This window comes from Gammaproteobacteria bacterium (genome assembly GCA_032250735.1).
Lineage (GTDB): Bacteria > Pseudomonadota > Gammaproteobacteria > SZUA-152 > SZUA-152 > SZUA-152.
Window position 1 is genome coordinate 106,992 of the sequence record JAVVEP010000001.1, and the last position, 21,886, is coordinate 128,877.

The window sequence follows — 21,886 nt, forward strand, 5'->3', positions numbered from 1 at the left end:
CAGGCAGTGAATATGCCCGACACCGGCGACAAAGGCCCGCAGCAGACTGCGGTGCGACTGTCCATTGGCGGCATGAGCTGCGCCGGCTGCGTCGCCACGGTGGAGCGTGCCCTGCAGTCCGTGCCGGGGGTGACGGAGGCGACGGTCAATTTTGCCGAGCACACCGCCACGGTGAAGACCGAGACGTCCACCGAGCCGCTCATCCAGGCCGTGGTGGCGGCGGGTTATCAGGCCGCCGAGTTGCGGGGCGCGGCGGATGAATCCGAAAAGGCGCTGGCGGAACTGGCCGAGTATCGTACCCGCCTGCTACAGGCGGGGGTGGCCGGGCTGGTGGGCCTGCCCCTGTTGGTCAGCGGCTGGCTGGGCGCGATGCCGCCCCTGACGGGGTGGGGCTGGTGGTTCTGGCTGGCGGTCGCCGTGCTCAGTCTTGCGGTGATGGTCTATTCCGGCGGTCGCTTTTACCGTGGCGCCTGGACCTCCTTTCTCAATCACAATGCCAATATGGATACCCTGATCGCCCTGGGCACCGGTGCGGCCTGGGTGTTCTCGGTGATCGTCCTGTTGCTCCCTAGTCTGGTGCCTGCATCGGCACAACACGTCTATTTTGAGGCGGCGGCCATCATTATCGCGCTGATCAATTTTGGCTCGGCGCTGGAGATGCGCGCCCGCGGCAAGACCTCGCAGGCCATTCAGCGGCTGATCGGGCTGGCGCCGAAAACCGCGCGGGTGCTGCGCGATGGTCAGGAGCGCGATGTGCCAATCGAGGAGATTGGCCTGAACGAAACCCTGCGGGTGCGCCCCGGCGAAAAGATCGCGGTGGACGGGGTGATCATCGAGGGCCATTCCACGGTGGATGAATCCATGCTCACCGGCGAGCCCATGCCGGTGAGCAAGGCGGAAGATGACGAGGTGATCGGCGGCACCATCAATAAATCCGGCAGCTTTTTGTTTCAGGCCCGGCGCATCGGTAAGGACACCGCCCTGGCGCGCATTATCGAGCTGGTGCGACAGGCGCAGAACACCAAACCCGCTATCGGCCGTCTGGCGGACAGGATCGCCTCGGTCTTCGTGCCCCTGGTGATGATCGTCGCGGTGCTCACCTGTCTGGCCTGGTTCAACTTTGCAGAGGCGCTGGGGATCAGCGCGGAGGCGCGTCTGAGCTACATGCTGGTGACCACCATGACGGTGCTGATTATCGCCTGCCCCTGCGCGCTGGGTCTGGCGACCCCGATTTCGATCATGGTGGGGGTGGGCAAGGCGGCGGAATACGGGGTGCTGATCCGCCAGGGGGACGCCCTGCAGCGGGCGGGACAGATTACCACCGTGGTGCTGGACAAGACCGGCACGGTGACCGAAGGCCGGCCGACCGTCACCCGGCTATTGCCGGTGGGCGAGTGGGACGAGGAGGGCCTGTTGCGCCTGGCGGCCAGTATCGAGGCGGGATCGGAACATCCCCTGGCCGAGGCGGTGCTGGCGGCGGCCCGGCAGCGGGGGCTGCAATGGGTCGCGGCGGAGAATTTCAGCGCGGTTGCCGGTCACGGGGTCAGTGCGGTCATTGAGGGGCAGCGGGTGCTGTTTGGCAATGGCCGGTTCATGCAGGATAACCAGATCATGTTAGGCGCGCAGGCCGCGGAAGTGGACAGGCTGGCCGCCCAGGCGCAAACGCCCATGCTGCTGGCGGTGGAGGGTAAGCTGGCCGGTATTGTGGCGGTGGCCGATCCGGTCAAGGCCGATTCCCGCGCGGCCATCCGCCGCCTGCAGGCCGAGGGTATCCGCGTGGTGATGCTGACCGGGGATAACCGCATCACCGCCGAGGCGGTGGCGCGTGAGGTGGGGGTGGACGAGGTTATCGCCGAGGTGTTGCCGGCGGACAAGGCCGACAGGGTGGCGGAGCTGCAGGCGGCGGGCGCCGTGGTGGGGATGGTGGGCGACGGCATCAATGATGCGCCGGCGCTGGCCAGGGCCGATGTGGGTTTTGCCATCGGCAGCGGCACTGACATCGCCATCGAGAGCGCCGACATCACCCTGATGCGCGGTTCACTGCACGGCGTGGCCGACGCCATTACGGTGTCGCGCGCCACGGTACGCAATATCAAACAGAACCTGTTCGGCGCCTTTGTCTATAACGTGGTGGGCATCCCGGTGGCGGCGGGGGTCCTGTATCCCGTGCTGGGGCTGCTGCTGAATCCCATCGTCGCCGGCGCGGCGATGGCCATGTCCTCGGTCACCGTGGTGACTAACGCCAATCGGTTGCGCCTTTTCCGCCCGGGAGGCGCTGAGAGCCGGTGAATGAAGTCCTCGTCAATCTGGGCGGCCTGCTGCTGATCGGTTTTTTTGTCTGGTGGTTCTGGTTGGCCGGTCGCTAACAATATCGCAACCGATAGTTACCGTCCGCTAAAGTGACTACCGCAGGGACCGCTATAGCCTGATGGAAATCCGTTAAACCATCACGAGAACAGACCCTGTGCCCGATTCCGAAAACCGTATTCGCCCCTCAAATTCCGATAACCCCGATCTCGACTGGAGCCAGGTGCGCGAGTCGGTAATGATGCTCGACCTGGTTATCGCCCAGATCGCCGGATCCCTGCAGGACGGGGATGAATCGGTGGCCAGTCCAAGTACACCGTCGAGTCTGATCAACGGATGTTTGACTATATCCTGAGTGGCCGCAGTGTCGAAGAGGCGCTGGAGATGGCCCGGCAGGCCGAGCAGTCCGCCCGCAACGCAGAGGTAGACGTGGAATTATTTTAACCTCTGTGCTATCCGAAAACCGCTAATTGAAGTGAACGCAACAAAAAGACAGGCATGGCATCGATGACGAAAAAGGCGGTAGAGGGCTCCAGTGGTGAGCCGGTATTGCAGCAGGACAGGATCTGTGTGGACCTGTCGACCTTTAGCCAGGGGCCGGTGATGGTGTTTCGGTGGGGCAATGAGCAACACTGGCCCGTTGAGTTCGTCACCCCCAATGTCGCCCTGGTGCTGGGTTATACCGAGGCCGAGTTTTGCGCGGGCCATATCCGGTACGACGCCATTATCCATCCTGACGACCGGCAACGGGTGGCTGACGAGGTCGCGCATTTTTCCGCTGTGGGCGCCACGCAGTTTCGGCATGAGGACTACCGCATGGTGGCCAGGGACGGCACGCAGTGCTGGGTCGAGGACCACACCCAGATTGTGCGGGATGCTGCGGGCCGTATCAGCCACTATCAGGGCTATGTGCTGGACGTATCGGTGCGCAAAAAGGCCGAGCAGACCCTGCGTGAGAGTGAGCTGCGCTTTCGGGGCATCGCCGAGAGTATGTCGGACTGGATCTGGGAAGTGGATGCCCAGGGCGTGTACACCTACTGCTCGGGACGGGTGGAGGACATCCTCGGTTATCGCCCCGAGGAGATCATTGGCCGCACCCCCTTCGACTTTATGCCAGCGGATGAGGCGGAGAAGATCGCCAACGCCTTCGCGGAGATTGTCGCCGGCCAGGCCCCCATCAAGGATCTGGAAAACTGGAACCTGACCAGGGAGGGGCATCGGGTGTGCCTGCTGACCAATGGGGTGCCGCTGTTTGACGAGGCGGGCAATCTGGCCGGGTACCGGGGTGTGGATTCCGATATCACGGCGCGCAAGATCGCGGAGGAACAGCTGATCCAGGCCAAGTTGGTCGCCGAGAGCGCTAGTCAGGCCAAGTCGGAATTCCTCTCGCGCATGAGCCATGAGCTGCGCACGCCCCTCAATGCCATCCTGGGGTTTACCGAGCTGATGATGGAGCTGGATGACGACCCACTGACGGATGAACAGCGGGAGTCCCTGGGCATCATTCAGGGCGCGGGCCAGCACCTGCTCAGCCTGATCAACGAGGTACTGGACCTGGCCAGGATCGACGCGGGCAAGCTACAGCTCAGCTGCAAGGATGTCGCCTGGCGCAAGGTGCTCGCACAGAGTGTGGAATTTATCCTGCCCTCGCTGCAGAAACAGGGCCTGAGCCTGGTGGACGAGACCTCCCCGCAGGGACCGCTGCTGGTGCGGGCCGATGAGCTGCGGCTGCGTCAGGTGCTGCTCAACCTGCTGTCCAATGCGGTGAAATACAACCGTCCCCAGGGCCGCGTGATCCTGCGCTCGGTGCTGAGTGCGACGGGTGTCCTGCGCATCGAGGTGACCGACACCGGCGAAGGCCTGACCGAGGCACAGCTGGCCGAGCTGTTTCAGCCCTTCAATCGCCTGCCCAAGGAAGGCGGCGCCATCGATGGCGTGGGTATCGGGCTGGTGATTTCCCAGCGCCTGATGGAATTGATGGGCGGCGTCATCGGGGTGCAGTGCACCCCCGGTGAAGGTTGTACCTTCTGGCTGGAACTGCCCACCGCTGCCGATTGAGGCACGACATCCGCTGAAGACACCTAACAACCGGGTTCAAAAAACCGGGGGTCAGATCACGGCTTAAAGGGCTCTGACCCCTTAAGCTGCTCTTAAGCTTCTATGGATTATTGAGTGGTGCACTTGCTACCTGAATTCGCCGCTGCTTAAGCGCCCTAGCTACGGCCGACGGTTTTTTCACAGACTCTGAAGACAACGAACCACAGTATTAGCAGGGTTGCGCCCCGCTTTGCTATTATGTCAGGCTGATTGCCACGTGCTGACTGTACGCCTTGTTTGTTGTACTGCTTAATATATCGTACCGAGAGGACTCCCATGCCCGTATACCGTTCCCGAACCACTACCCATGGCCGCAACATGGCCGGTGCCCGTGCCCTGTGGCGCGCCACCGGCATGAAGGATGGCGACTTTGACAAGCCTATTGTCGCCATCGCCAATTCGTTTACCCAGTTTGTGCCTGGGCATGTGCACCTGAAGGACATGGGCCAGCTGGTGGCGCGCGAGGTGGAGAAGGCCGGCGGCGTGGCCAAGGAATTCAACACCATCGCGGTGGATGACGGCATTGCCATGGGTCACAGCGGCATGCTGTATTCGCTGCCCTCCCGCGAGATCATCGCCGACTCGGTGGAGTACATGGTCAACGCCCATTGTGCCGATGCCCTGGTCTGCATCTCCAACTGCGACAAGATCACCCCCGGTATGTTGAATGCGGCGATGCGCCTGAACATCCCCACGGTGTTTGTGTCCGGCGGGCCGATGGAATCGGGCAAGTCGGTGATTGGGGGCCAGGAGGTACACCTGGATCTGGTGGACGCCATGGTGTCCGCCGTTGATCCCAAGGCCGATGACGCGACCGTGATGCAGATGGAACGCTCCGCCTGCCCCACCTGCGGCTCCTGTTCCGGCATGTTCACCGCCAATTCCATGAACTGTCTCACCGAGGCGCTGGGTCTGTCGTTGCCGGGTAACGGCTCGATGCTGGCTACGCACGCCGATCGCGAACGCCTGTTCAAGGAGGCGGGGCATCTCGTCGTCAAGCTGGCCAAGGCCTGGTACGAAGGCGACGATGCCTCGGTGCTGCCGCGCTCCATCGCCAGCTTCGCGGCCTTCGAAAACGCCATGTGCCTGGACATCGCCATGGGCGGCTCGACCAATACGATTTTGCATCTGCTGGCGGCGGCGCAGGAAGGCGGCGTGCCGTTCACCATGGACGATATCGACCGGCTGTCGCGCAAGGTGCCGCACCTGTGCAAGGTAGCCCCGTCGACGCAGAAATATCACATGGAAGACGTGCATCGCGCCGGCGGCGTGATGGGCATTCTCGGCGAGCTGGACCGCGCCGGCCTGCTCAACAACGAGCTGCCGATGATTCACGCCAAGAGTCTGAAAGTGGCCCTGGAACAGTGGGACGTGATGCAGACCCAGGACGAAAAGGTGAAAACCTTTTTCCGCGCCGGCCCCGGCAATGTGCCGACCCAGACCGCCTTCAGTCAGGACAAACGCTGGCCGGATCTCGATACCGATCGTGAGAACGGCTGTATCCACAACATCGAACACGCCTTCAGTACCGAGGGTGGCCTGGCGGTGTTGTACGGCAATATCGCCGAGGACGGTTGCGTGGTGAAGACCGCGGGCGTGGACGAGTCCATCCTCAAGTTCTCCGGTCCGGCGCGTATCTTCGAGAGTCAGGATACGGCAGTGGAAGGCATCCTCGGTGACAAAATCGTCGCCGGCGACGTGGTGATCATTCGCTACGAAGGCCCGCGCGGCGGGCCGGGCATGCAGGAGATGCTGTATCCCACCAGTTACATCAAATCGAAAGGCCTGGGCAAGGTCTGCGCCCTGTTGACCGACGGGCGTTTTTCCGGCGGCACCTCGGGCCTGTCCATCGGCCATGCCTCGCCGGAGGCCGCCGAGGGCGGCGCCATCGGGCTGGTGGAAGAGGGCGATACCATCGAGATCGACATCCCCAATCGCAGCATTCGTGTCGCGATCTCCGATGGAGAGCTGGCGGCGCGTCGGACGGCGATGGAGGCCCGGGGTCCCAAGGCCTGGAAGCCGGTCAATCGTGATCGTCAGGTATCGGCCGCCCTGCGTGCCTATGCGGCGATGACCACCTCGGCCTCGAAGGGCGCGGTGCGGGATGTGAGTCAGGTGGAGAAGGGTTGATGTTGGCGTAACGGCGACCCGACAGGACCACGGCGCTTTAGCAAAAAAGGCCCGCGACGGAGAGACACCGTCGCGGGCCTTTTGTTGGGTGGGACTTACCTCAGTAAGCTACAGGGCCCCCCAGCCCGATTTCTTGCGGCGTCGCAGGCTGGGCAGGAAAACCCCCAGCAGGACGCTGAAAAAGACGGTGATCGCACCGTTGATAAACCATTCCCGGTCTGAGCTGTCACCCAGCATCTGATTTTCCTGGCGTAGCAGGTCATGCTCGCTCTCCAGTTTCAGCAGGTCCTTTTTCAGCTGCTGATTTTCGTTTTCCAGTTGCAGGGGTTTGGCGGCGACCCGGCGCAGATGGGTCAGTTCTTCCAGCTGTTTTTTGTTTTCGCGGGACAGTGTTTGCTGCTCTTTGCTCAGGTTGCCCTCTTTATCTCGCAGCGCGCCAAGCTCGGTGGTGAGTTGTTCATTGCGGGTTTTCAGCTTGGCCAGTTCCTGATTGGCGGCCTCCAGCAGGAGTTTTGCCGTGGGCTTGGCGGTGATGTACTGGTTCAGTACCCAGCCCTCGGTGCCATCCGGGCCGCGGACCCTGCTGTAGTCTTCCGCCGTCTCGAGGACCTCGAGTTTGGTGTTGCTGGGCCAGGTGCGCAGGATCTGATGCTGGGTGCTTTGTCCCGAGCGCATGGTAATGATCAGGGTGTCGACCACGTAGCGTACCTCCGCTGAGGCGGTGGCAGCCAGGCACAACATGCAGAAGGCGAAAAACAGGCGAGATCGTTTAATCATGATTTATTGGGGTACGGCAAGGTACCAGTCCTTGTTGGTGGTTCGGGTCAGTTTGGCCACGGGTTTTCCCACCAGCGACGATAGCTGGGCAGGGCCGTGACAGGGTCGGCCATTGGACGTCCCTGTATACATGTAATTGTCAGGAGATCAGACACTTGTGGGCAGATCATACTCCATTGTGGCAAGAGCTCAAATGGGCCGGCCGCTACTCTTAATCACGGGTTATGAGCGGGGACGAGTCTGGGTGCTTTATCCACAATGGTTTAAGACGTTGGCGCGGGGGGAGGGGTTCCGTGTCCCCGTCTCCGGCGCTGGAATTGACGCGAGGGAACGGATTGATATACTTGGGCGCTGAGTTTTGGGAGGGGCGGTGATATCCGAATGTCACCCTACACAAGAGCCCGATCGGGCCCCTGGTTGATAACCAGGCTTAAAACATAAAACACAGCACAGATAATAAATTAGAAAACAGGGGAAATACGTCGATGATGAAAAGAATCGGTCTATGGGCAGCACTCATCACGATGATGGCGGCTGTAGGGAGCGTGGGTGCAGAGACGACGATCGCCGGTGGTATGGTGCCGGGCGAGGGCGATGCGAAGGCCGGCAAGGAAAAATCCGAGCTGTGTCAGGGTTGCCACGGCGCCGATGGCATCAGTATTGATCCAGCCACATACCCGAACCTGGCGGGTCAGTTTGCCGGTTATATCTTCAAGCAGGTCCAGGACTTTCAGTTGGGCAATCGCCAGGATGACACCATGAGCGCCATGGCGGCGATGGTGGCCAGCCGTGAAGACCTGCAGGACATCGCCAGCTATTTTGCCAGCCAGAAACCGATGCAGGGTCAGCCTTCCGGTAATACCATCGCCAAGACCGGCGCCAAGATCTTTGAAAATGGCAACAAAGAGCTGGGTACCTATGCCGCCTGTGTGCGTTGCCACGGTGAAAACGGCAAGGGCAAGGGCAAGGACAACTCGCTGTTCCCGGTGATCGGCGGCCAGCAGAAGGCCTACCTCATCAAGCAGCTGAATGACTTCAAGGCCGACCGGCGGGCGAACGATCCGGCGGGCATGATGGCCATGGTCGCCAAAGGCCTGAGTGACAAAGAGATTGAGGCTGTGGCGGAGTATGTCTCTGGTCTGTAATGCCGGCGGTTAACGAGGGTCGGTAAAGCCCGTCACAATCGTATGTTCGCGGCACAGTCGATAAATAGTAGACAGATAGCAGATATAAAAAACGCGCCCCCTGATGCAGGGTGGCGCGTTTTTTTGTGTCCTGGCCTTCGGCAACAGGCTGCCGATAAAACGAGAGAGAGGGCGGTTGCCGTGCTGCGCGGATGCCTCAGTCTGTGGTGAAGGCCACCACATGGTGCATCTCGGCGCGGATGCCGACCCGCTCGCCGATGGCGTGGTCGTGATGACTGGGAAACAGCGATAAGACCTGGTGGCCCGATGGCAGCTCCAGTGTGTACAGGACATCGGCGCCCTTGAAGGCCTTCTGGATGATGAGTCCGCTGAGGCTGCTCTGTGGGTCGGGCACGATGTCGTCCGGGCGGATCAGGACTTCCACACGGGTGCCCGGGGGCCACTTGTAGGCGCGGTCGCCCCGCAGCAGACCCAGCTCGGTATTGACGGTATCGGTGTTGACCATACTGCCCTGCAGGAAGGTGCCCTGGCCGATGAAGTTGGCGACGAAGCGGTCATTCGGTTCATGGTAGAGATTGAAGGGGGTGTCCCACTGCAGGATCCGGCCCCCGTTCATGACGCCGACCTGGTCGCCAAGGGCAAAGGCCTCGTCTTGATGATGGGTGACGAGGATGCCGGTGGTGCCTTCATGTTTGAGGATATCGCGCACCTCCACGCTGAGGCGTTCGCGGGTATCCACGTCGAGGTTGGAAAAGGGTTCGTCGAGCAGGATCGCCTCCGGCTGCGCCGCCAGGGCGCGGGCCAGCGCGACCCGCTGTTGCTGGCCACCGGAGAGCTCATGCGGATAACGGTTCCTGAAGGCCTGCAGGCCGACCGTGTCGAGCATGCGATCCACCGTTTTGCGACGCTGCTCCGCCGAATTCTTGCGCAGCGCAAAACCGATGTTGTCCTCCACGGTCATGTGGGGGAACAGGGCGTAGTCCTGAAACACCATGCCGAGCCGACGCTTTTCCGGGGCCAGGGCGTAACCGGGGCGCGACAGGGTCTTACCGTCCATACGAATCTCGCCGCTATAGATGGGCTCGAAACCGGCGATGGCGCGCAGGGCCGTGGTCTTGCCACAGCCGCTGGGCCCCAGCAGGCAGACCAGGCTGCCGCGATTGACGTGCATCGACAGGCCGCTGACCACGGTCTGGCCACGGTAACGGCATTCGATATCGCGTAGCTCGAGCAGGGGGATCATGCGTGGGACATTCGGTCAGTGGCGGCGTGAGTGAGAATCATTCCGGATATGATACCAGATCACCTGCGCTGGGGCGGGGCAAAATCGTCATCAGGGTGGGTGCTCTCAGCAGGCCGGCTCGGGTATCAACCGATGAGAAATTCCAGTAGGGCCTTTTGCGAATGCAGGCGATTTTCGGCCTCGTCCCAGACCACGCTCTGTGCCCCGTCGATCACCTCGGCGGCGACCTCTTCGCCCCGATGGGCGGGCAGGCAGTGCATAAACAGGGCATCGGGCTGGGCCAGCGCCATCAGTTGCGCAGTGACCTGGTAGTCGGCAAACACCTGCGCGCGGGCGGCCTGCTCGTCTTCCTGCCCCATGCTGGCCCACACGTCGGTGACCACCAGGTCCGCGCCGCGTATCGCCTCGCGGGCGGTGTCCACCAGGCGGGCGTGACCTTCACCGGCGGCGAGGATCTGCGTATCGGGCAGATAGCCGGCGGGACTGGCGATGGCCAGCTGGAAATCAAACTGCCGGGCGGCGTTGATGTAGGAGTGACACATGTTGTTGCCGTCGCCAATCCAGGCCACGCGTTTACCCGCGATGTCGCCGCGATGTTCAAAGTAGGTCTGCATGTCCGCCAGCAACTGACAGGGATGGTATTCGTTGGTCAGCGCATTGATCACCGGCACCCGCGAGTGGCAGGCGAAGCGTTCGATGATGTCGTGCTCGAAGGTGCGGATCATCACCGCGTCCACCATGCGTGACAGCACCTGGGCCGAATCCTCGATGGGCTCGCCGCGGCCGAGCTGGGTGTCGCGTGAGGAGAGGAAGATCGCATGCCCGCCAAACTGGGCCATGCCCGACTCAAACGAAACGCGGGTACGGGTGGAGGACTTCTCGAAGATCATACCCAGCACCTTATTCTTCAGCGGCTCAAAAATCTCGCCCGCCCTATGCTTGGCCTTCAGTTCTATGGCGCGCTGGATCAGACGCCGTAATTCCTCGCGGCTTAAATCGTTCAGGGTAAGGAAATGACGCACAGGCATAGTTCGCTAGTCTCGCTCTATCAATGGGCGTTTAGTGGCTGGAAAGAAACTGGCAGATGAGCGGAGTGAGCTGGTCAACCAGCTGCTGCGCCTGCTCATCGGTCATCACCAGAGGCGGCAGCAGGCGCACGACATTATTCGCCGTGACATTGATCAGCAGGCCTTGCGCCAGCGCCAGGGACACCAGCGCCGCACAGGGGCGATCCAGCTCGATGCCCAGCATCAGGCCCCGGCCACGTACGGCGGTGACACCGGCCACCCCGGCGAGCCGTTCGCTAAACCGGTCCAGCAGTTGCTGGCCGAGTGCCGCGGCGTGGGCACACAGCTGGCCCTTTTCGAGGGTCTCGATCACGCTCAGGCCGACCCGGCAGACCAGGGGATTGCCACCATAGGTGGAGCCGTGCTGGCCGGGCTGAAAAATCTGTGCCGCCTCCCCCCGCGCCAGGCAGGCGCCGATGGGGACGCCATTGCCCAGCGCCTTGGCCAGGGTCATCACATCGGGCACGGCATTGCCCTGCAGGGCAACGTGCTGGTGGGCGAACCAGTGACCGGTACGGCCCATGCCCGTCTGGATCTCATCCAGCATCATCAGCCAGTGGTGCTCGTCACACAGGGCGCGGATACCGGGCAGGTAGTCGTCATCCGGAATCCGGATACCGCCTTCGCCCTGTATCGGTTCCACCAGCACGGCCACCACGTTCTGGTTGTTCTTGGCAACCGCGGCGATGGCATCGAGGTCGTTATACGGCACCCGCAGGAAGCCACTGACCAGCGGTTCAAAACCGGCCTGTACCTTGCGGTTGCCGGTGGCGCTCAGGGTGGCCAGGGTGCGGCCGTGAAAACTGCCCTCCATCACCACAATCGTGGGCTGCGTGATGTCCCGCTGGTGGCCATACAGCCGGGCGAGCTTGATGGCGGCCTCGTTGGCCTCGGCACCGGAGTTGCTGAAAAAGGCGCGCTCCATGCCGGCCAGCGCGGTGAGTCTTTCGGCCAGCGCCTGCTGCTGGGCAATGTGGTAGATGTTGGAGGTGTGTACCAGCTGCGACGCCTGCTGGCAAAGGGCCTCGGTGATCGCCGGGTGGGCATGTCCCAGGCCGCACACGGCGATACCGCTGAGGGCGTCCAGATAGCGTTTGCCCTCGGTATCCCACAGCCAGACGCCCTCACCCTTTTCAAAGGTCACGGGGAGGGGTGCATAGTTTTTCATGAGTGCATCTGACATGTGGCATCGTCCAGGTAGATTTAACGGCCAGAATAACCGTCTGACTAAATAACCCGAAAATAAAAAGGCAGTCCCCAATAGAGACTGCCGTTCAGTATCGGGACAAAATTCTATCCACAATCAGCGGGGGAGGCAACACTAGTACCCTGTAACACGCATAATGACGCATTCAGAGCCCCCGAGCGGCGTTAGGGCAAGGCGCAGCGCGCAGGCAAGGGCCCATTCCCTTGTCAAGCGCTGCAACGCCGCACTGGCGTCGCTCGGGGGCTCCCTTCGGGCGAGGCGATAAGCGGTCACCTGCAGCGTTACTTGCCCTTGAGGTAGAATGGCTACCCCGGCGGGCAAGTGCCTTGCATCTGACCGCTTCTCGCCTCGCTGAAGGTGTCATTATGCGTGTTACAGGGTACTAGTGGCCGGGCCATAAAAAAGGCCCGGTTTCCCGGGCCTCTGATGTTGGTAATTCATGCTGCGTTTTGGATTACATCACGCCGTGTGATTGTGCGGCCATAAAGAACAGCATCGGCACGGACAGCAGGGTGTTGGTGCGGGAGGCCAGAAAGGCGGTGCGTTTGGCCTTGGCGATCTCGTCGGCGCTGGCCTCGACCATGCCCAGAATCCTTTTCTGATTGGGCCAGATGATACCCCAGACGTTCAACAGCATGATGGTGCCCAGCCAGGCGCCGATACCGATGTTGACGAAACCACTCTGCAGGGTGAAGGCGGAGACGAGATTGGGGCCTAACAGGCCGGCGCCGGCAAGCCAGGTGACCAGGGCTGACCAGCGGAACCACAGCAGGGCGCGGGGGGCGATATATTTGCCGATGGCGGCAGGGCCGGGGCCGTCTTTATCGGCCAGGGCGGCGCCCATGGCGGGGACTTGCACGAAGTTGAAATAATACAACAGGCCAATCCAGGTGATACCTGCCATGAAGTGAATCCAGCGTTCAACAAATTGTACGTATTCCATTATTTTTACCTTTTTATCGAGATTAACGTTTGTCGAAATAGTAGAGGGTGGTTCTGCATAGCCACCGGGCCTTAGCTGCCAGACAGGCTCCTGGCGACAAAGACCAGGATGACGGTCAGTACGAAACCGGAAATGAGGGTGCCAAGGATGGAGTCGAGGGGGTTTTTCATTTGCTAGTTCCTTTCTTTTTTCAGGGGTAAATACTTGAGTTTTTTAGTTGGAGATAGCCTAGAGCAAAGCCTGTTTGAATGCAATATTCCTGAATCCGCGGTTAAGCCAGGGATTCAGGATATTATAAACTACTTATCTTCGCGGACCAGCCGGTTAGCGTGGACAGTATCGACGTGATTGGCGGCGGATGAACGGCTGACGGTGGCGACACCGGGTGGTGGGGGATGGCGCGCGGCAGGGACAAAAAAGGGAGGGTGACAGCCTGGCGGCCATCACCCTCCCTTTTTACTTTGCTGATAAAGGAAAAAAGCGGGATTTATTGCGGCATATACACGGTCAGGCCCAGAGACTGCCAGGCCTGCATGCCACCGCGGTAGTAGTGGATTTTTTCGGGTGGATAGCCGAGTGATAGTAGGTTATGGATGGCCGTGGGGGACTGGCCACACCACATGCCGTTGCAGTACAGCATGACCTCCTGCGCGTGTGAAAAATCCCAGGGGCTGTTGGCGGCACTGCTGGCACCGCTGAACAGGCCCTTGATGCTGTCCAGAAAGGAGCCGCCACCGGCCGCTTTCTTCTTCACATCCAGCTTGACCAGTATCTCCGCCAGGGCCTCGGCCGATTTTTCCGGATTGAATTCGGTAAAGGGGATATTGATCGAGCCGGGGATGGTGCCCTTTTGAAACCAGGAGGGCGTGCGGGCATCTATCAGCAGGCCTGTGCCGGCCTCCAGTTTCTTGTCAATGAACTCCAGTAGCTCCAGTTCGCCAACGGTTTCCACGCCTGGCGCCACCCGCAGTGGCTGGATGCAGAAGGGCGGGCACTTGCGCGATGTCTTGGTGAAACCGCCGGTGAGCACATTGTCCGGATCCTGTATGCGCTGGATCGTGATCAGGTCGCTGCCCTGGTGAACGGCCACGGAGTCGATATCCTGGGTGATCTTGACATCCAGTGCCAGGGTGCTGGTGCTGGCCATGCCCATCATCAGGGCCACTGAGCAGCCCAACAGGGTGTGATGGTATCTATGTTTCATAAGATTTTCCTTGCAGGGTGTTGAGAATGAAATAGCGTCATGGGCGTTCACTTTTTGAAGTAGAGGTCCATTACTCTTTTTTGCACATGTGAAAGCCGTTGGTCCGGGGTCGAGGTGGCTGCGCGGTAGTCATCAAAGATGCGGGCCTGATCCTCCAGACTGAGTTTTTCGTAAAATTTATAGGTGGAGGGCTTTTTGTCTTTTATCAGCGCCGCCATTTTTTCCAGCGCCTGATAGTAGGCGTCATCGTGCTGATCGGTGGTCACAATGCTGGAAGAGGACGCCGCTTCGGCAGACAGTGCATCCAGATAATTGCTGCCCACTGCCGGGGTAGCGGTGGTTTTGTTGCCGCTGTTACTGGATTCGGCCTCTAGCGAGCGAAGGTAATCGTCGTCGGCCGCAAAGCCCGGGAAGCTAACGGTAACTAGCAGGCACAGCAGGGGTGCTGACAGGCCGGATAGGTGAAGCTGCGCAAGGGGATGCTCGCAGGTCTTTTTCGGGGCGGCATTATTCAACGTGTAGATCCCTGACGATCGAGTTTGATGGTGCGAAACAGGTTTTGATGGTGCGAAATAAGTACAGATGGTTGTATGTATCGTCAGGGATGCGAAAAACCTTAGTGATAATAACCATGAATGGGCGCGTCGGGGCTGGGCTGACGGGGCGGTAATGACGATCTGGCGGAGGATGGTGCCCGCAATGTGTGTGGATAATGCCCAGTGTTTTTCCACGGTTCGTTGCGGGCTACAGTCTCTCCACCCGGTTACCGCCGGCCCGTTTGGCGGTGTACATGGCCATATCCGCCCGTTTGATCAGGCTGGTGACATCCTCGCCGGGGTGATATTCCACAACGCCGTAGCTGGCGGAAGGCAGCGGCGCGGTGTTCAGGGTCTCGTGGGAAAACAGGCTGCGTAGATTTTCGGCCAGTCGGGTGGCCTTTGCCTGATCGGTGTTGGGACACAGGATCATAAATTCTTCCCCGCCCCAGCGGAAAACGGTATCGGTTTTGCGCGCATTTTCGGTGAGCAGGTGTGCATATTTCACCAGGATGTCATCGCCCGCGGCATGGCCTCGCTCATCATTGATGGCCTTGAAGCCATCAATGTCGAGAAAGATCACGGAAAACGGCGTGTTGTAGCGTTGCTGGTTGTTGATGGCGGCAGACAGCAGTTCAAAGGATTTGGCGCGATTGTAGACATTGGTCAGGGGGTCGGTGACGGACCTGGACTCCAGTGCCGCATGCGAGTCCTCGAGTTCGCTGAGCGTGGTCTGTAGCCGGTTAAAAATCGCCGCGCGGCTGGATTCGTAGTAGCAAAGGAACAGCACGATCACAATGGTGCTGGCGACCAGGTTGGTAAAGCCCAGTTCGGTGATTTTCGAGCCTACTAACAGGTAGTAGTAGCTGAATACGCCGCCGCAAAACAGCAGCGCCAGGAGCAGCCCGATATTTTTCCCATAGATCAGGAAGGCGGCGATGATGAAGCAATAGACCCACACAAAGGCGGCGCTCTCCGCCTTGGAGACGAGGAAGAACAGGGCGAGGATCGTAAACAGCATGCCGATGAACAGGGCCGATGCCCGGGCGATGTTGCGGTGGCGTTTCAGGTGCCAGAGGATGTAGGTCGAGAACACCGCAAAGCTGAAGTCGATGGCCGCCAGCGGGTAGTGGTGATTGATGAAAATGTTGAAAAAGGTAAAAAAGCCCAGGGCGAAAATGGCGACGATCAGGAAATAGCCGATAAAAACGGCCGAGTGGAAGGCTTGCACATCGTGGCCCTCGTCGAGTTCACCAATGAGAAATTTCCTGAGTCGTCCTGACATATGCGATCGTCCTGTCTTATGCTTATTGTTGTTATGTAAACGAAATAACCCCTGTTCGCCATGCCCATGAGGCTCCGCTGAGGGAATTGGTTGCCTGATGCGTGCGAGTATGGGGACAGCAGAAGTGGCTGTCTAATAATTGTGTGGACCATTTTTATATCGTCTTTTTATGGCGTCTTTCACGCTAGAATGGCAGCCAGGTTTTTCCTTCGGCAACTCACTAACAGGGCTCTGATCTATGTGCGGTATTTGCGGCGAATTACGCTTTGACGGTAGTGCCCCGGAGGCGGCGACCCTGTCGCGGATGAACGAAAAGCTGGCGCGACGGGGTCCCGATGATGAGGGCGTCTACATCAGCGGGCCGCTGGGTTTCGGGCATCGTCGCCTGTCGGTGATCGACCTTTCGAGCCGTTCCCATCAGCCGATGGTGGATGAGGCGCTGGGTCTGTCACTGGTGTTTAACGGGGCGATTTACAATTACCGGGCCCTGCGCGACGAGTTGATCGAGGCCGGCTATGCCTTTTTCTCCGAGGGCGACACCGAGGTTATCATCAAGGCCTTTCATCGCTGGGGCGAGGCGTGCGTGGAGCGCCTGCACGGCATGTTTGCCTTCGCGATCTGGAGCGAGCAACGCCAGCAGCTGTTTCTGGCGCGGGATCGTCTGGGCATCAAGCCGCTGTATTACTGTTTGCCGGGGGATTCATCGGGCGGCGAGCCGTCCGCAAAAGTCGGCTTTCGTTTTGCCTCCAATATACAGGCTCTGCTGGCGGCGGGTGGAGTGGATACCGACATCAATCCGGTGGGCCTGCATCATCAGCTGACCCTGCATGCGGTGATCCCTGCGCCGCACACCATCCTCCAGGGGGTCTCCAAACTGGCCCCCGGTCACAGCCTGCTGATCGGGGCGGATGCGGCGCAGCAAAAGATCGAGCCCCGCCAATACTGGCAGCTGTCCGCCACGCGCCCGGCCGAACCCCGGCACGAGATCGAGTGGACCCAGCTGATCCACGATGCCCTGCGCAAGGCGGTGGAGCGGCGGTTGTCGGTGGCGGATGTGCCGGTAGGTGTGCTGCTCTCCGGCGGGCTCGATTCCAGTCTGCTGGTGGGGCTGCTGGCCGAGGCGGGGGTGAAGGATCTGCGCACCTTCTCCATCGGCTTCGAGGATATCGGCAGCGAGGCGGGCAGCGAGTTTGAGTATTCGGACGCGGTGGCCGAGCGTTTCGATACCCGGCACCGCAAAATTCACATTCCCAATGCCGAGGTGTTGCCGCATCTGCCGGATGCCATACGCAACATGGCCGAGCCGATGGTGGGACAGGACGCGGTGGCCTTTTACCTGCTGGCCGAGCAGGTCGCCAAAGAGGTGAAGGTGGTGCAGAGCGGCCAGGGGGCCGATGAGGTATTCGGTGGTTATTTCTGGTATCCGCAGATGGATGCCGACACCGGCACCGACCTGGAGCGCTTCCGGCGGCACTATTTTGACCGCCCGCACAGCGAGTTTCTTGATAGCGTGACGCCGCGCTATCGGGGGGAAGACCACACCTCCCGGCTGGTGCACGAGCGCCTCGCGCTGGGCGGGGCCGACACCTTTCTCGACCGCGTGCTGCGTTTCGATGTCACCACGCTGATCGTGGATGATCCGGTGAAACGGGTGGATAACATGACCATGGCCTGGGGGCTGGAGGCCCGGGTGCCGTTCCTGGATCACGAGCTGGTGGAGCTGGCGATGCAGGTGCCGCCCGAGCTGAAACTCAAGTCCGGTGGCAAACACCTGCTCAAATCCATCGCCCGCGGGCTGATCCCCGATGCAGTGATCGATCGTCCCAAGGGCTACTTTCCCATGCCGGCGCTGAAATATGTGCGCGGCGATTTTCTGCGCTTCATGTCCGAGGTGCTCAATTCCGAGGCCTGCCGGCAGCGGGAGCTGTTCAACCGGGATTACATCGACAAACTGTTGGCCGAACCGGACCGCTACTTCACCAAATTGCAGGGCAGCAAGCTATGGCACATGGCGCTGCTGGAACTGTGGCTGCAGCTGAATGTCGATACGGTGACCGGTGGCAGCTAATACCATACTTTATTGCTCAGGAATTATGGGTTACACTTTAGATCTGGTTTAATTGCCCCATATCGGGGACAGCAGCATCAATATCTTTTTATGACATTCAGCAGTGAGGTGATGAACGCAATGGACGTATTGGAACGTATCAAAGAGCAGGTGGAGAGCCACCCGGTAGTGATTTACATGAAGGGCACGCCCCAGTTGCCGCAGTGTGGCTTCTCCTCGCGCACCGCCCAGGCGCTGCAGGCCTGCGAGCAGGAGTTCGCCTACGTGAACGTGCTGGCGGATCCGGAGATTTTTGAGAATCTGCCGCGTTATGCCGACTGGCCGACCTTCCCGCAGGTGTATGTGGGCGGTGAACTGATTGGCGGTTGTGATATCACCCTGGAGCTGTTTCAGCAGGGTGAGCTGAAAAGGATGGTGACCGAGGCAAATGCCGCGGCGGCCAAGTCGGCCGAGGGTTAATCCACCAACCGGCGTCTGCGGGCGAGTGTGAAAATCGTGGTACAAAAAAAGCGGCCGTGATGGCCGCTTTTTTATTGTTTGGGATTTTCGGTCGTCCAGGCCGACCTCATCCCTTCATGCATGGCGCCGGAGGCCCGCGACGACGCGAGCATCAAAAGGGACTGCCTCCTAGCGTCTTCCAGCGGTTGACGATGATGCAAAACAGTTCGGCGGTCTTTTCCGTGTCGTAGACGGCGGAGTGGGCCGCATTGCTGTCCCATTCGATGCCGGCTGCGGCGATGGCCCGGGCCAGCACGGTCTGGCCATAGGCCAGCCCCCCGAGGGTGGCGGTATCGAAGGTGCTGAACTGGTGGAAGGGATTGTGCTTGATGCCGGTGCGCGCCACGGCGGCCTTGACGAAGGCGAGGTCAAAGGACGGATTGTGGCCGACCAGGATGGCGCGGGAACAATTGCTGCCCTTGAGGATATTGCGAATGGGCTCAAAGATCTTTTTCAGCGCCCGGCCCTCGGGCTCGGCAATGCGCAGTGGGTGGTGCGGGTCGATGCCGGTAAAGGCCAGTGCCGAGGCCTCCAGGTTGGCGCCGGGGAAGGGCTCGACGTGGGCGCTGATGGTCTCGCCCGGGTAGACCAGCCCCTCCGCATCCATGTGGATGGGCACGGCGGCGATTTCCAGCAGGGCGTCGGTGTCGGCGTTGAAGCCGGCGGTCTCGACATCCACCACCACCGGCAGAAAACCGCGGAAGCGACGTGCAATGCGACTGCCCGTGGGGGTGGGCTCGGCCAGTTCCTCGGGGGTCTCGGGGGCGTCAGGATTGATGGGGACGTTCATTGCAGTCTCCACGCCAGGGTCTGGCCGGCGAAAAAGGGCACCAGCGTTTCGCAGCCGAAGCGGTACTCGTCGGCCACCGTCTGCTCCTGGCGCAACAGGGTGATGCGGTCGGCGTTGCGCGGCAGGCCATAAAAATCGGCGCCAAAGTGACTGGCAAAACCCTCCAGTTTGTCGAGCGCATCGGCCTGCTCGAAGGCCGTGGCATACAGCTCCAGCGCAACCGGGGCGCTGTAGATGCCGGCGCAGCCACAGGCGGATTGTTTGGCGCCTTTGGCGTGCGGGGCGCTGTCGGTACCGAGGAAGAACTTGGCATTGCCGCTGGTGGCGGCTGCCAGCAGTGCCTCGCGATGGGTCTCCCGCTTCAGCACCGGTAGACAATAGTTGTGGGGGTGAATGCCGCCCACCAGCATGGCGTTGCGATTCAGTAACAGGTGTTGCGGGGTGATGGTGGCGGCGATGTTGGCGCCGGCCTCTAACACAAAGTTGACGGCATCGCGGGTGGTGATGTGTTCGAACACGATCTTCAGATTGGGAAACTGTTTGGTGAGGGGGATCAGCTGCTGGTCGATGAATACCTTTTCGCGATCGAAGATATCGATGGCGGGATCGGTGACCTCGCCGTGCACCAGTAACGGCAGGCCATGCGCCTCCATGGCCGCCAGCGCGGAATAGGTCTTCTGGAGCTGGGTCACGCCGCTGTCGGCATTGGTGGTGGCGCCGGCCGGATACAGCTTGACGGCATACACCACGCCGCTGTTTTTGGCGCGCGATATCTCGCCCGGAGAGGTGCTGTCGGTGAGATACAGGGTCATCAGGGGCTGAAAATCGCTGCCCTCCGGCAGTGCTGCAATAATGCGCTGGCGATAGGCGACGGCGCGTTCGGTGGTGGTCACCGGCGGCCGCAGATTGGGCATGATAATGGCGCGGGCAAACTGTCGCGCCGTGTGGCCGATAACGCTCGCCATGGCGTCACCATCCCGCACATGCAGGTGCCAGTCATCGGGGCGGGTGAGGGTGAGCTGGGTGATGGCGGGCTTCAAGGTATTCGATTCCAACGGGCTTCAACTTTGGTGGTGTGTACAGACGTTTGGCCGCAGGTCATGGCGAGCGGCGAGATTGCGGCCGTAGTATGCCATGTTTGTGCTTGGTGCGCTGACTCCTGACGGTGCACAATGCGGCCCATGCTGTTTCCTGTTGTGGAGGTTTTGTGCGGATTCCCCGAATTTATCAACCGATCCCCCTGAGTCGCGGCCAGCGGCTGGAGCTGGATGCGCAGGCCACCGTGCATCTCACCAAGGTGCTGCGGCTGCGGGTGGGCGACAGCCTGGTGATTTTTAATGGCCAGGGTGGGGAATATACGGCGCGGCTCGGTGACATGGCGCGGCGCACGGCCACGATCGAGATCGGCGAGTGGATGGAGCGCTCGGTGGAGTCGCCGCTGGAGCTGGTGTTGTTGCAGGGGGTCTCGCGGGGTGAGCGCATGGATTACACCGTGCAGAAGGCGGTGGAGCTGGGCGTGTCGCGGATTGTGCCGGTGATCACCGAGCGCACGGTGGTGAACCTCAAGGCGGATCGCCAGCTGCGGCGGTGCGAGCACTGGCAGTCGGTGGTCAATAGCGCCTGCGAGCAGAGCGGTCGCAATCGGGTGCCGCGAGTGTCGCCCATTGCCTCGTTCGCCGAGGCCATCGGGGAGGCGGCTGCGGCACCAGGCCTGAAGCTGGTGCTGCATCACCGGGCGGCGACAAATCTTATTGCCCTGCCGGCCCCCCAAGGCCCGGTGAGCCTGCTGATCGGCCCCGAGGGCGGCCTATCGGCGCAGGAGATCGCGGCGGCCGAGGCCGGCGGTTTTGTGCCACTGTGTCTGGGGCCCCGGGTGCTGCGTACCGAAACGGCGGCGCTGGCGGCGTTGGCGGTGTTGCAGTGGCAATGGGGTGATTTTTCCGCCAGCGGCGGCATCGCCTGGGATGACGGCGAATGAGCGTGCTGCGCCTGTTGCGGGCGTTGCCGTTTCTCTCGGCACGCCGGCGCCTGGAATGGTTTCCGGCCTTTTTCCTGATGCGGGTCAAGGTGCTGGAGTTGGACGACGACTGGCAAACCGCACGCCTGCGCCTGCCGCTCAACGCCTTTTCGCGCAATATGGGCAACAGTATGTTCGGCGGCTACCAGGCCTCGTTGGCCGATCCGATTGCGGCGCTGGCCTGTGCGCAACGCTTTCCCGGTCACGAGATCTGGACCCGGGCGATGAGCATCGATTTTGTGGCGCAGGGGACCAGTGATCTGGAGCTGCGCTTTGTCTTCGATCCCGCGCTGGATCGCCAGATCCGGGAGGAACTGGCGAGTCGCGGCCGCAGCACGCCGCAGTTCGAATACGGCTTTTATCGACAGGATGGCGTGCTCTGCACGCGGGTGAAAAATACGGTGGCGATTCGCCCCAGGGGCTACGCCGCCCCACAGCCCGATCCGGGATGAGAAATGAAACCTTTTGTTTAGCGTCACCGTTTGTGGTGTTAATTGTAGGTATTTTCTGACAAAATGCGCCGCATCAGCGAGCCAGCAAATCAAACCAGCGCTAAAAAAAAGCGAGTCGAA

19 protein-coding genes are annotated in these 21,886 nt (G+C 60.8%); 9 read left to right on the top strand and 10 right to left on the bottom strand.

What is annotated here, in order from left to right; all coding sequences use genetic code 11:
• The first annotated feature begins 12 nt into the window (after positions 1–12).
• From RRB22_00515 to ilvD, 4 genes are all read left to right on the top strand, one after another.
• Positions 13–2,289 (top strand): heavy metal translocating P-type ATPase, encoded by a 2,277-nt coding sequence (locus tag RRB22_00515; protein MDT8382876.1) that lies wholly within the window; start codon positions 13–15, stop codon positions 2,287–2,289.
• 175 nt (positions 2,290–2,464) lie between these two features.
• Positions 2,465–2,662, top strand: a complete 198-nt coding sequence (locus RRB22_00520) for a hypothetical protein (GenBank protein MDT8382877.1) — start codon at positions 2,465–2,467, stop codon at positions 2,660–2,662.
• A 143-nt stretch (positions 2,663–2,805) separates the two neighbouring features.
• Positions 2,806–4,365, top strand: a complete 1,560-nt coding sequence (locus RRB22_00525) for a PAS domain S-box protein (GenBank protein MDT8382878.1) — start codon at positions 2,806–2,808, stop codon at positions 4,363–4,365.
• Between the two features lie 315 nt (positions 4,366–4,680).
• A complete protein-coding gene (ilvD, locus tag RRB22_00530) occupies positions 4,681–6,534 on the top strand; it encodes a dihydroxy-acid dehydratase (GenBank protein ID MDT8382879.1) in 1,854 nt (617 codons plus the stop codon).
• A gap of 108 nt (positions 6,535–6,642) precedes the next feature.
• Here the strand turns inward: ilvD and RRB22_00535 are convergent, their stop codons facing one another.
• Positions 6,643–7,311, bottom strand: a complete 669-nt coding sequence (locus RRB22_00535) for a TIGR04211 family SH3 domain-containing protein (protein MDT8382880.1) — start codon at positions 7,309–7,311, stop codon at positions 6,643–6,645.
• 485 nt (positions 7,312–7,796) lie between these two features.
• Here RRB22_00535 and RRB22_00540 point away from each other — a divergent pair, with 485 nt between their 5' ends.
• Positions 7,797–8,456: a c-type cytochrome gene (locus tag RRB22_00540; protein MDT8382881.1), complete on the top strand. Its 660-nt coding sequence runs from the start codon at positions 7,797–7,799 to the stop codon at positions 8,454–8,456.
• Positions 8,457–8,652: 196 nt separating this feature from the next.
• Here RRB22_00540 and RRB22_00545 read toward each other — a convergent pair whose 3' ends face one another.
• The 7 genes from RRB22_00545 to RRB22_00575 all read right to left on the bottom strand — a co-directional run bounded on the left by RRB22_00545 (position 8,653) and on the right by RRB22_00575 (position 15,941).
• A complete protein-coding gene (locus RRB22_00545) occupies positions 8,653–9,699 on the bottom strand; it encodes an ABC transporter ATP-binding protein (protein ID MDT8382882.1) in 1,047 nt (348 codons plus the stop codon).
• A gap of 125 nt (positions 9,700–9,824) precedes the next feature.
• Positions 9,825–10,727 (bottom strand): ornithine carbamoyltransferase, encoded by a 903-nt coding sequence (argF, locus tag RRB22_00550; GenBank protein MDT8382883.1) that lies wholly within the window; start codon positions 10,725–10,727, stop codon positions 9,825–9,827.
• Positions 10,728–10,758: 31 nt separating this feature from the next.
• Positions 10,759–11,949, bottom strand: coding sequence for an aspartate aminotransferase family protein (locus RRB22_00555; protein ID MDT8382884.1), 1,191 nt, complete (start codon positions 11,947–11,949; stop codon positions 10,759–10,761).
• Positions 11,950–12,427: 478 nt separating this feature from the next.
• Positions 12,428–12,916, bottom strand: a complete 489-nt coding sequence (locus tag RRB22_00560; protein MDT8382885.1) for a urate hydroxylase PuuD — start codon at positions 12,914–12,916, stop codon at positions 12,428–12,430.
• A gap of 487 nt (positions 12,917–13,403) precedes the next feature.
• Positions 13,404–14,120 (bottom strand): rhodanese-like domain-containing protein, encoded by a 717-nt coding sequence (locus tag RRB22_00565; protein ID MDT8382886.1) that lies wholly within the window; start codon positions 14,118–14,120, stop codon positions 13,404–13,406.
• A 47-nt stretch (positions 14,121–14,167) separates the two neighbouring features.
• The gene (locus tag RRB22_00570; protein ID MDT8382887.1) at positions 14,168–14,635 is read right to left on the bottom strand and encodes a hypothetical protein; all 468 of its coding nucleotides are present in this window, start codon (positions 14,633–14,635) and stop codon (positions 14,168–14,170) included.
• A gap of 229 nt (positions 14,636–14,864) precedes the next feature.
• Positions 14,865–15,941, bottom strand: coding sequence for a GGDEF domain-containing protein (locus RRB22_00575; protein ID MDT8382888.1), 1,077 nt, complete (start codon positions 15,939–15,941; stop codon positions 14,865–14,867).
• A gap of 238 nt (positions 15,942–16,179) precedes the next feature.
• Here RRB22_00575 and RRB22_00580 point away from each other — a divergent pair, with 238 nt between their 5' ends.
• Complete coding sequence (locus tag RRB22_00580; protein ID MDT8382889.1) at positions 16,180–18,009, top strand: N-acetylglutaminylglutamine amidotransferase; 1,830 nt, start codon at positions 16,180–16,182, stop codon at positions 18,007–18,009.
• A 120-nt stretch (positions 18,010–18,129) separates the two neighbouring features.
• Complete coding sequence (grxD, locus tag RRB22_00585) at positions 18,130–18,468, top strand: Grx4 family monothiol glutaredoxin (GenBank protein MDT8382890.1); 339 nt, start codon at positions 18,130–18,132, stop codon at positions 18,466–18,468.
• A 151-nt stretch (positions 18,469–18,619) separates the two neighbouring features.
• Here grxD and rnt read toward each other — a convergent pair whose 3' ends face one another.
• Both rnt and pyrC read right to left on the bottom strand, forming a co-directional pair.
• Entirely contained in the window at positions 18,620–19,297 is a 678-nt protein-coding gene (gene rnt / locus RRB22_00590) for a ribonuclease T (GenBank protein MDT8382891.1), read from the bottom strand.
• On the bottom strand, positions 19,294–20,337 hold the full coding sequence (gene pyrC / locus RRB22_00595; protein MDT8382892.1) for a dihydroorotase: 1,044 nt from the start codon (positions 20,335–20,337) through the stop codon (positions 19,294–19,296). Before pyrC ends, rnt begins: the two co-directional genes overlap by 4 nt.
• Before the next feature lie 167 nt (positions 20,338–20,504).
• On the opposite strand from pyrC, the gene RRB22_00600 reads away from it, so the two are divergent.
• Together RRB22_00600 and RRB22_00605 are read left to right on the top strand one after the other, a co-directional pair.
• Positions 20,505–21,275 carry a 16S rRNA (uracil(1498)-N(3))-methyltransferase gene (locus RRB22_00600; protein ID MDT8382893.1) on the top strand — a complete coding sequence of 257 codons (771 nt, stop codon included), beginning with the start codon at positions 20,505–20,507 and terminating at the stop codon, positions 21,273–21,275.
• Complete coding sequence (locus RRB22_00605; GenBank protein ID MDT8382894.1) at positions 21,272–21,766, top strand: DUF4442 domain-containing protein; 495 nt, start codon at positions 21,272–21,274, stop codon at positions 21,764–21,766. The genes RRB22_00600 and RRB22_00605 overlap by 4 nt, the downstream gene beginning before the upstream one ends.
• Positions 21,767–21,886 lie beyond the last annotated feature (120 nt).

Coding starts and splice junctions, on each gene's coding strand:
- RRB22_00515 (MDT8382876.1), top strand. CDS start 13: ATGCCCGACACCGGCGACAAAGGCCCGCAGCAGACTGCGGTGCGACTG.
- RRB22_00525 (MDT8382878.1), top strand. CDS start 2,806: ATGGCATCGATGACGAAAAAGGCGGTAGAGGGCTCCAGTGGTGAGCCG.
- ilvD (MDT8382879.1), top strand. CDS start 4,681: ATGCCCGTATACCGTTCCCGAACCACTACCCATGGCCGCAACATGGCC.
- RRB22_00535 (MDT8382880.1), bottom strand. CDS start 7,311: ATGATTAAACGATCTCGCCTGTTTTTCGCCTTCTGCATGTTGTGCCTG.
- RRB22_00540 (MDT8382881.1), top strand. CDS start 7,797: ATGATGAAAAGAATCGGTCTATGGGCAGCACTCATCACGATGATGGCG.
- RRB22_00545 (MDT8382882.1), bottom strand. CDS start 9,699: ATGATCCCCCTGCTCGAGCTACGCGATATCGAATGCCGTTACCGTGGC.
- argF (MDT8382883.1), bottom strand. CDS start 10,727: ATGCCTGTGCGTCATTTCCTTACCCTGAACGATTTAAGCCGCGAGGAA.
- RRB22_00555 (MDT8382884.1), bottom strand. CDS start 11,949: ATGTCAGATGCACTCATGAAAAACTATGCACCCCTCCCCGTGACCTTT.
- RRB22_00560 (MDT8382885.1), bottom strand. CDS start 12,916: ATGGAATACGTACAATTTGTTGAACGCTGGATTCACTTCATGGCAGGT.
- RRB22_00565 (MDT8382886.1), bottom strand. CDS start 14,120: ATGAAACATAGATACCATCACACCCTGTTGGGCTGCTCAGTGGCCCTG.
- RRB22_00575 (MDT8382888.1), bottom strand. CDS start 15,941: ATGTCAGGACGACTCAGGAAATTTCTCATTGGTGAACTCGACGAGGGC.
- RRB22_00580 (MDT8382889.1), top strand. CDS start 16,180: ATGTGCGGTATTTGCGGCGAATTACGCTTTGACGGTAGTGCCCCGGAG.
- grxD (MDT8382890.1), top strand. CDS start 18,130: ATGGACGTATTGGAACGTATCAAAGAGCAGGTGGAGAGCCACCCGGTA.
- rnt (MDT8382891.1), bottom strand. CDS start 19,297: ATGAACGTCCCCATCAATCCTGACGCCCCCGAGACCCCCGAGGAACTG.
- RRB22_00605 (MDT8382894.1), top strand. CDS start 21,272: ATGAGCGTGCTGCGCCTGTTGCGGGCGTTGCCGTTTCTCTCGGCACGC.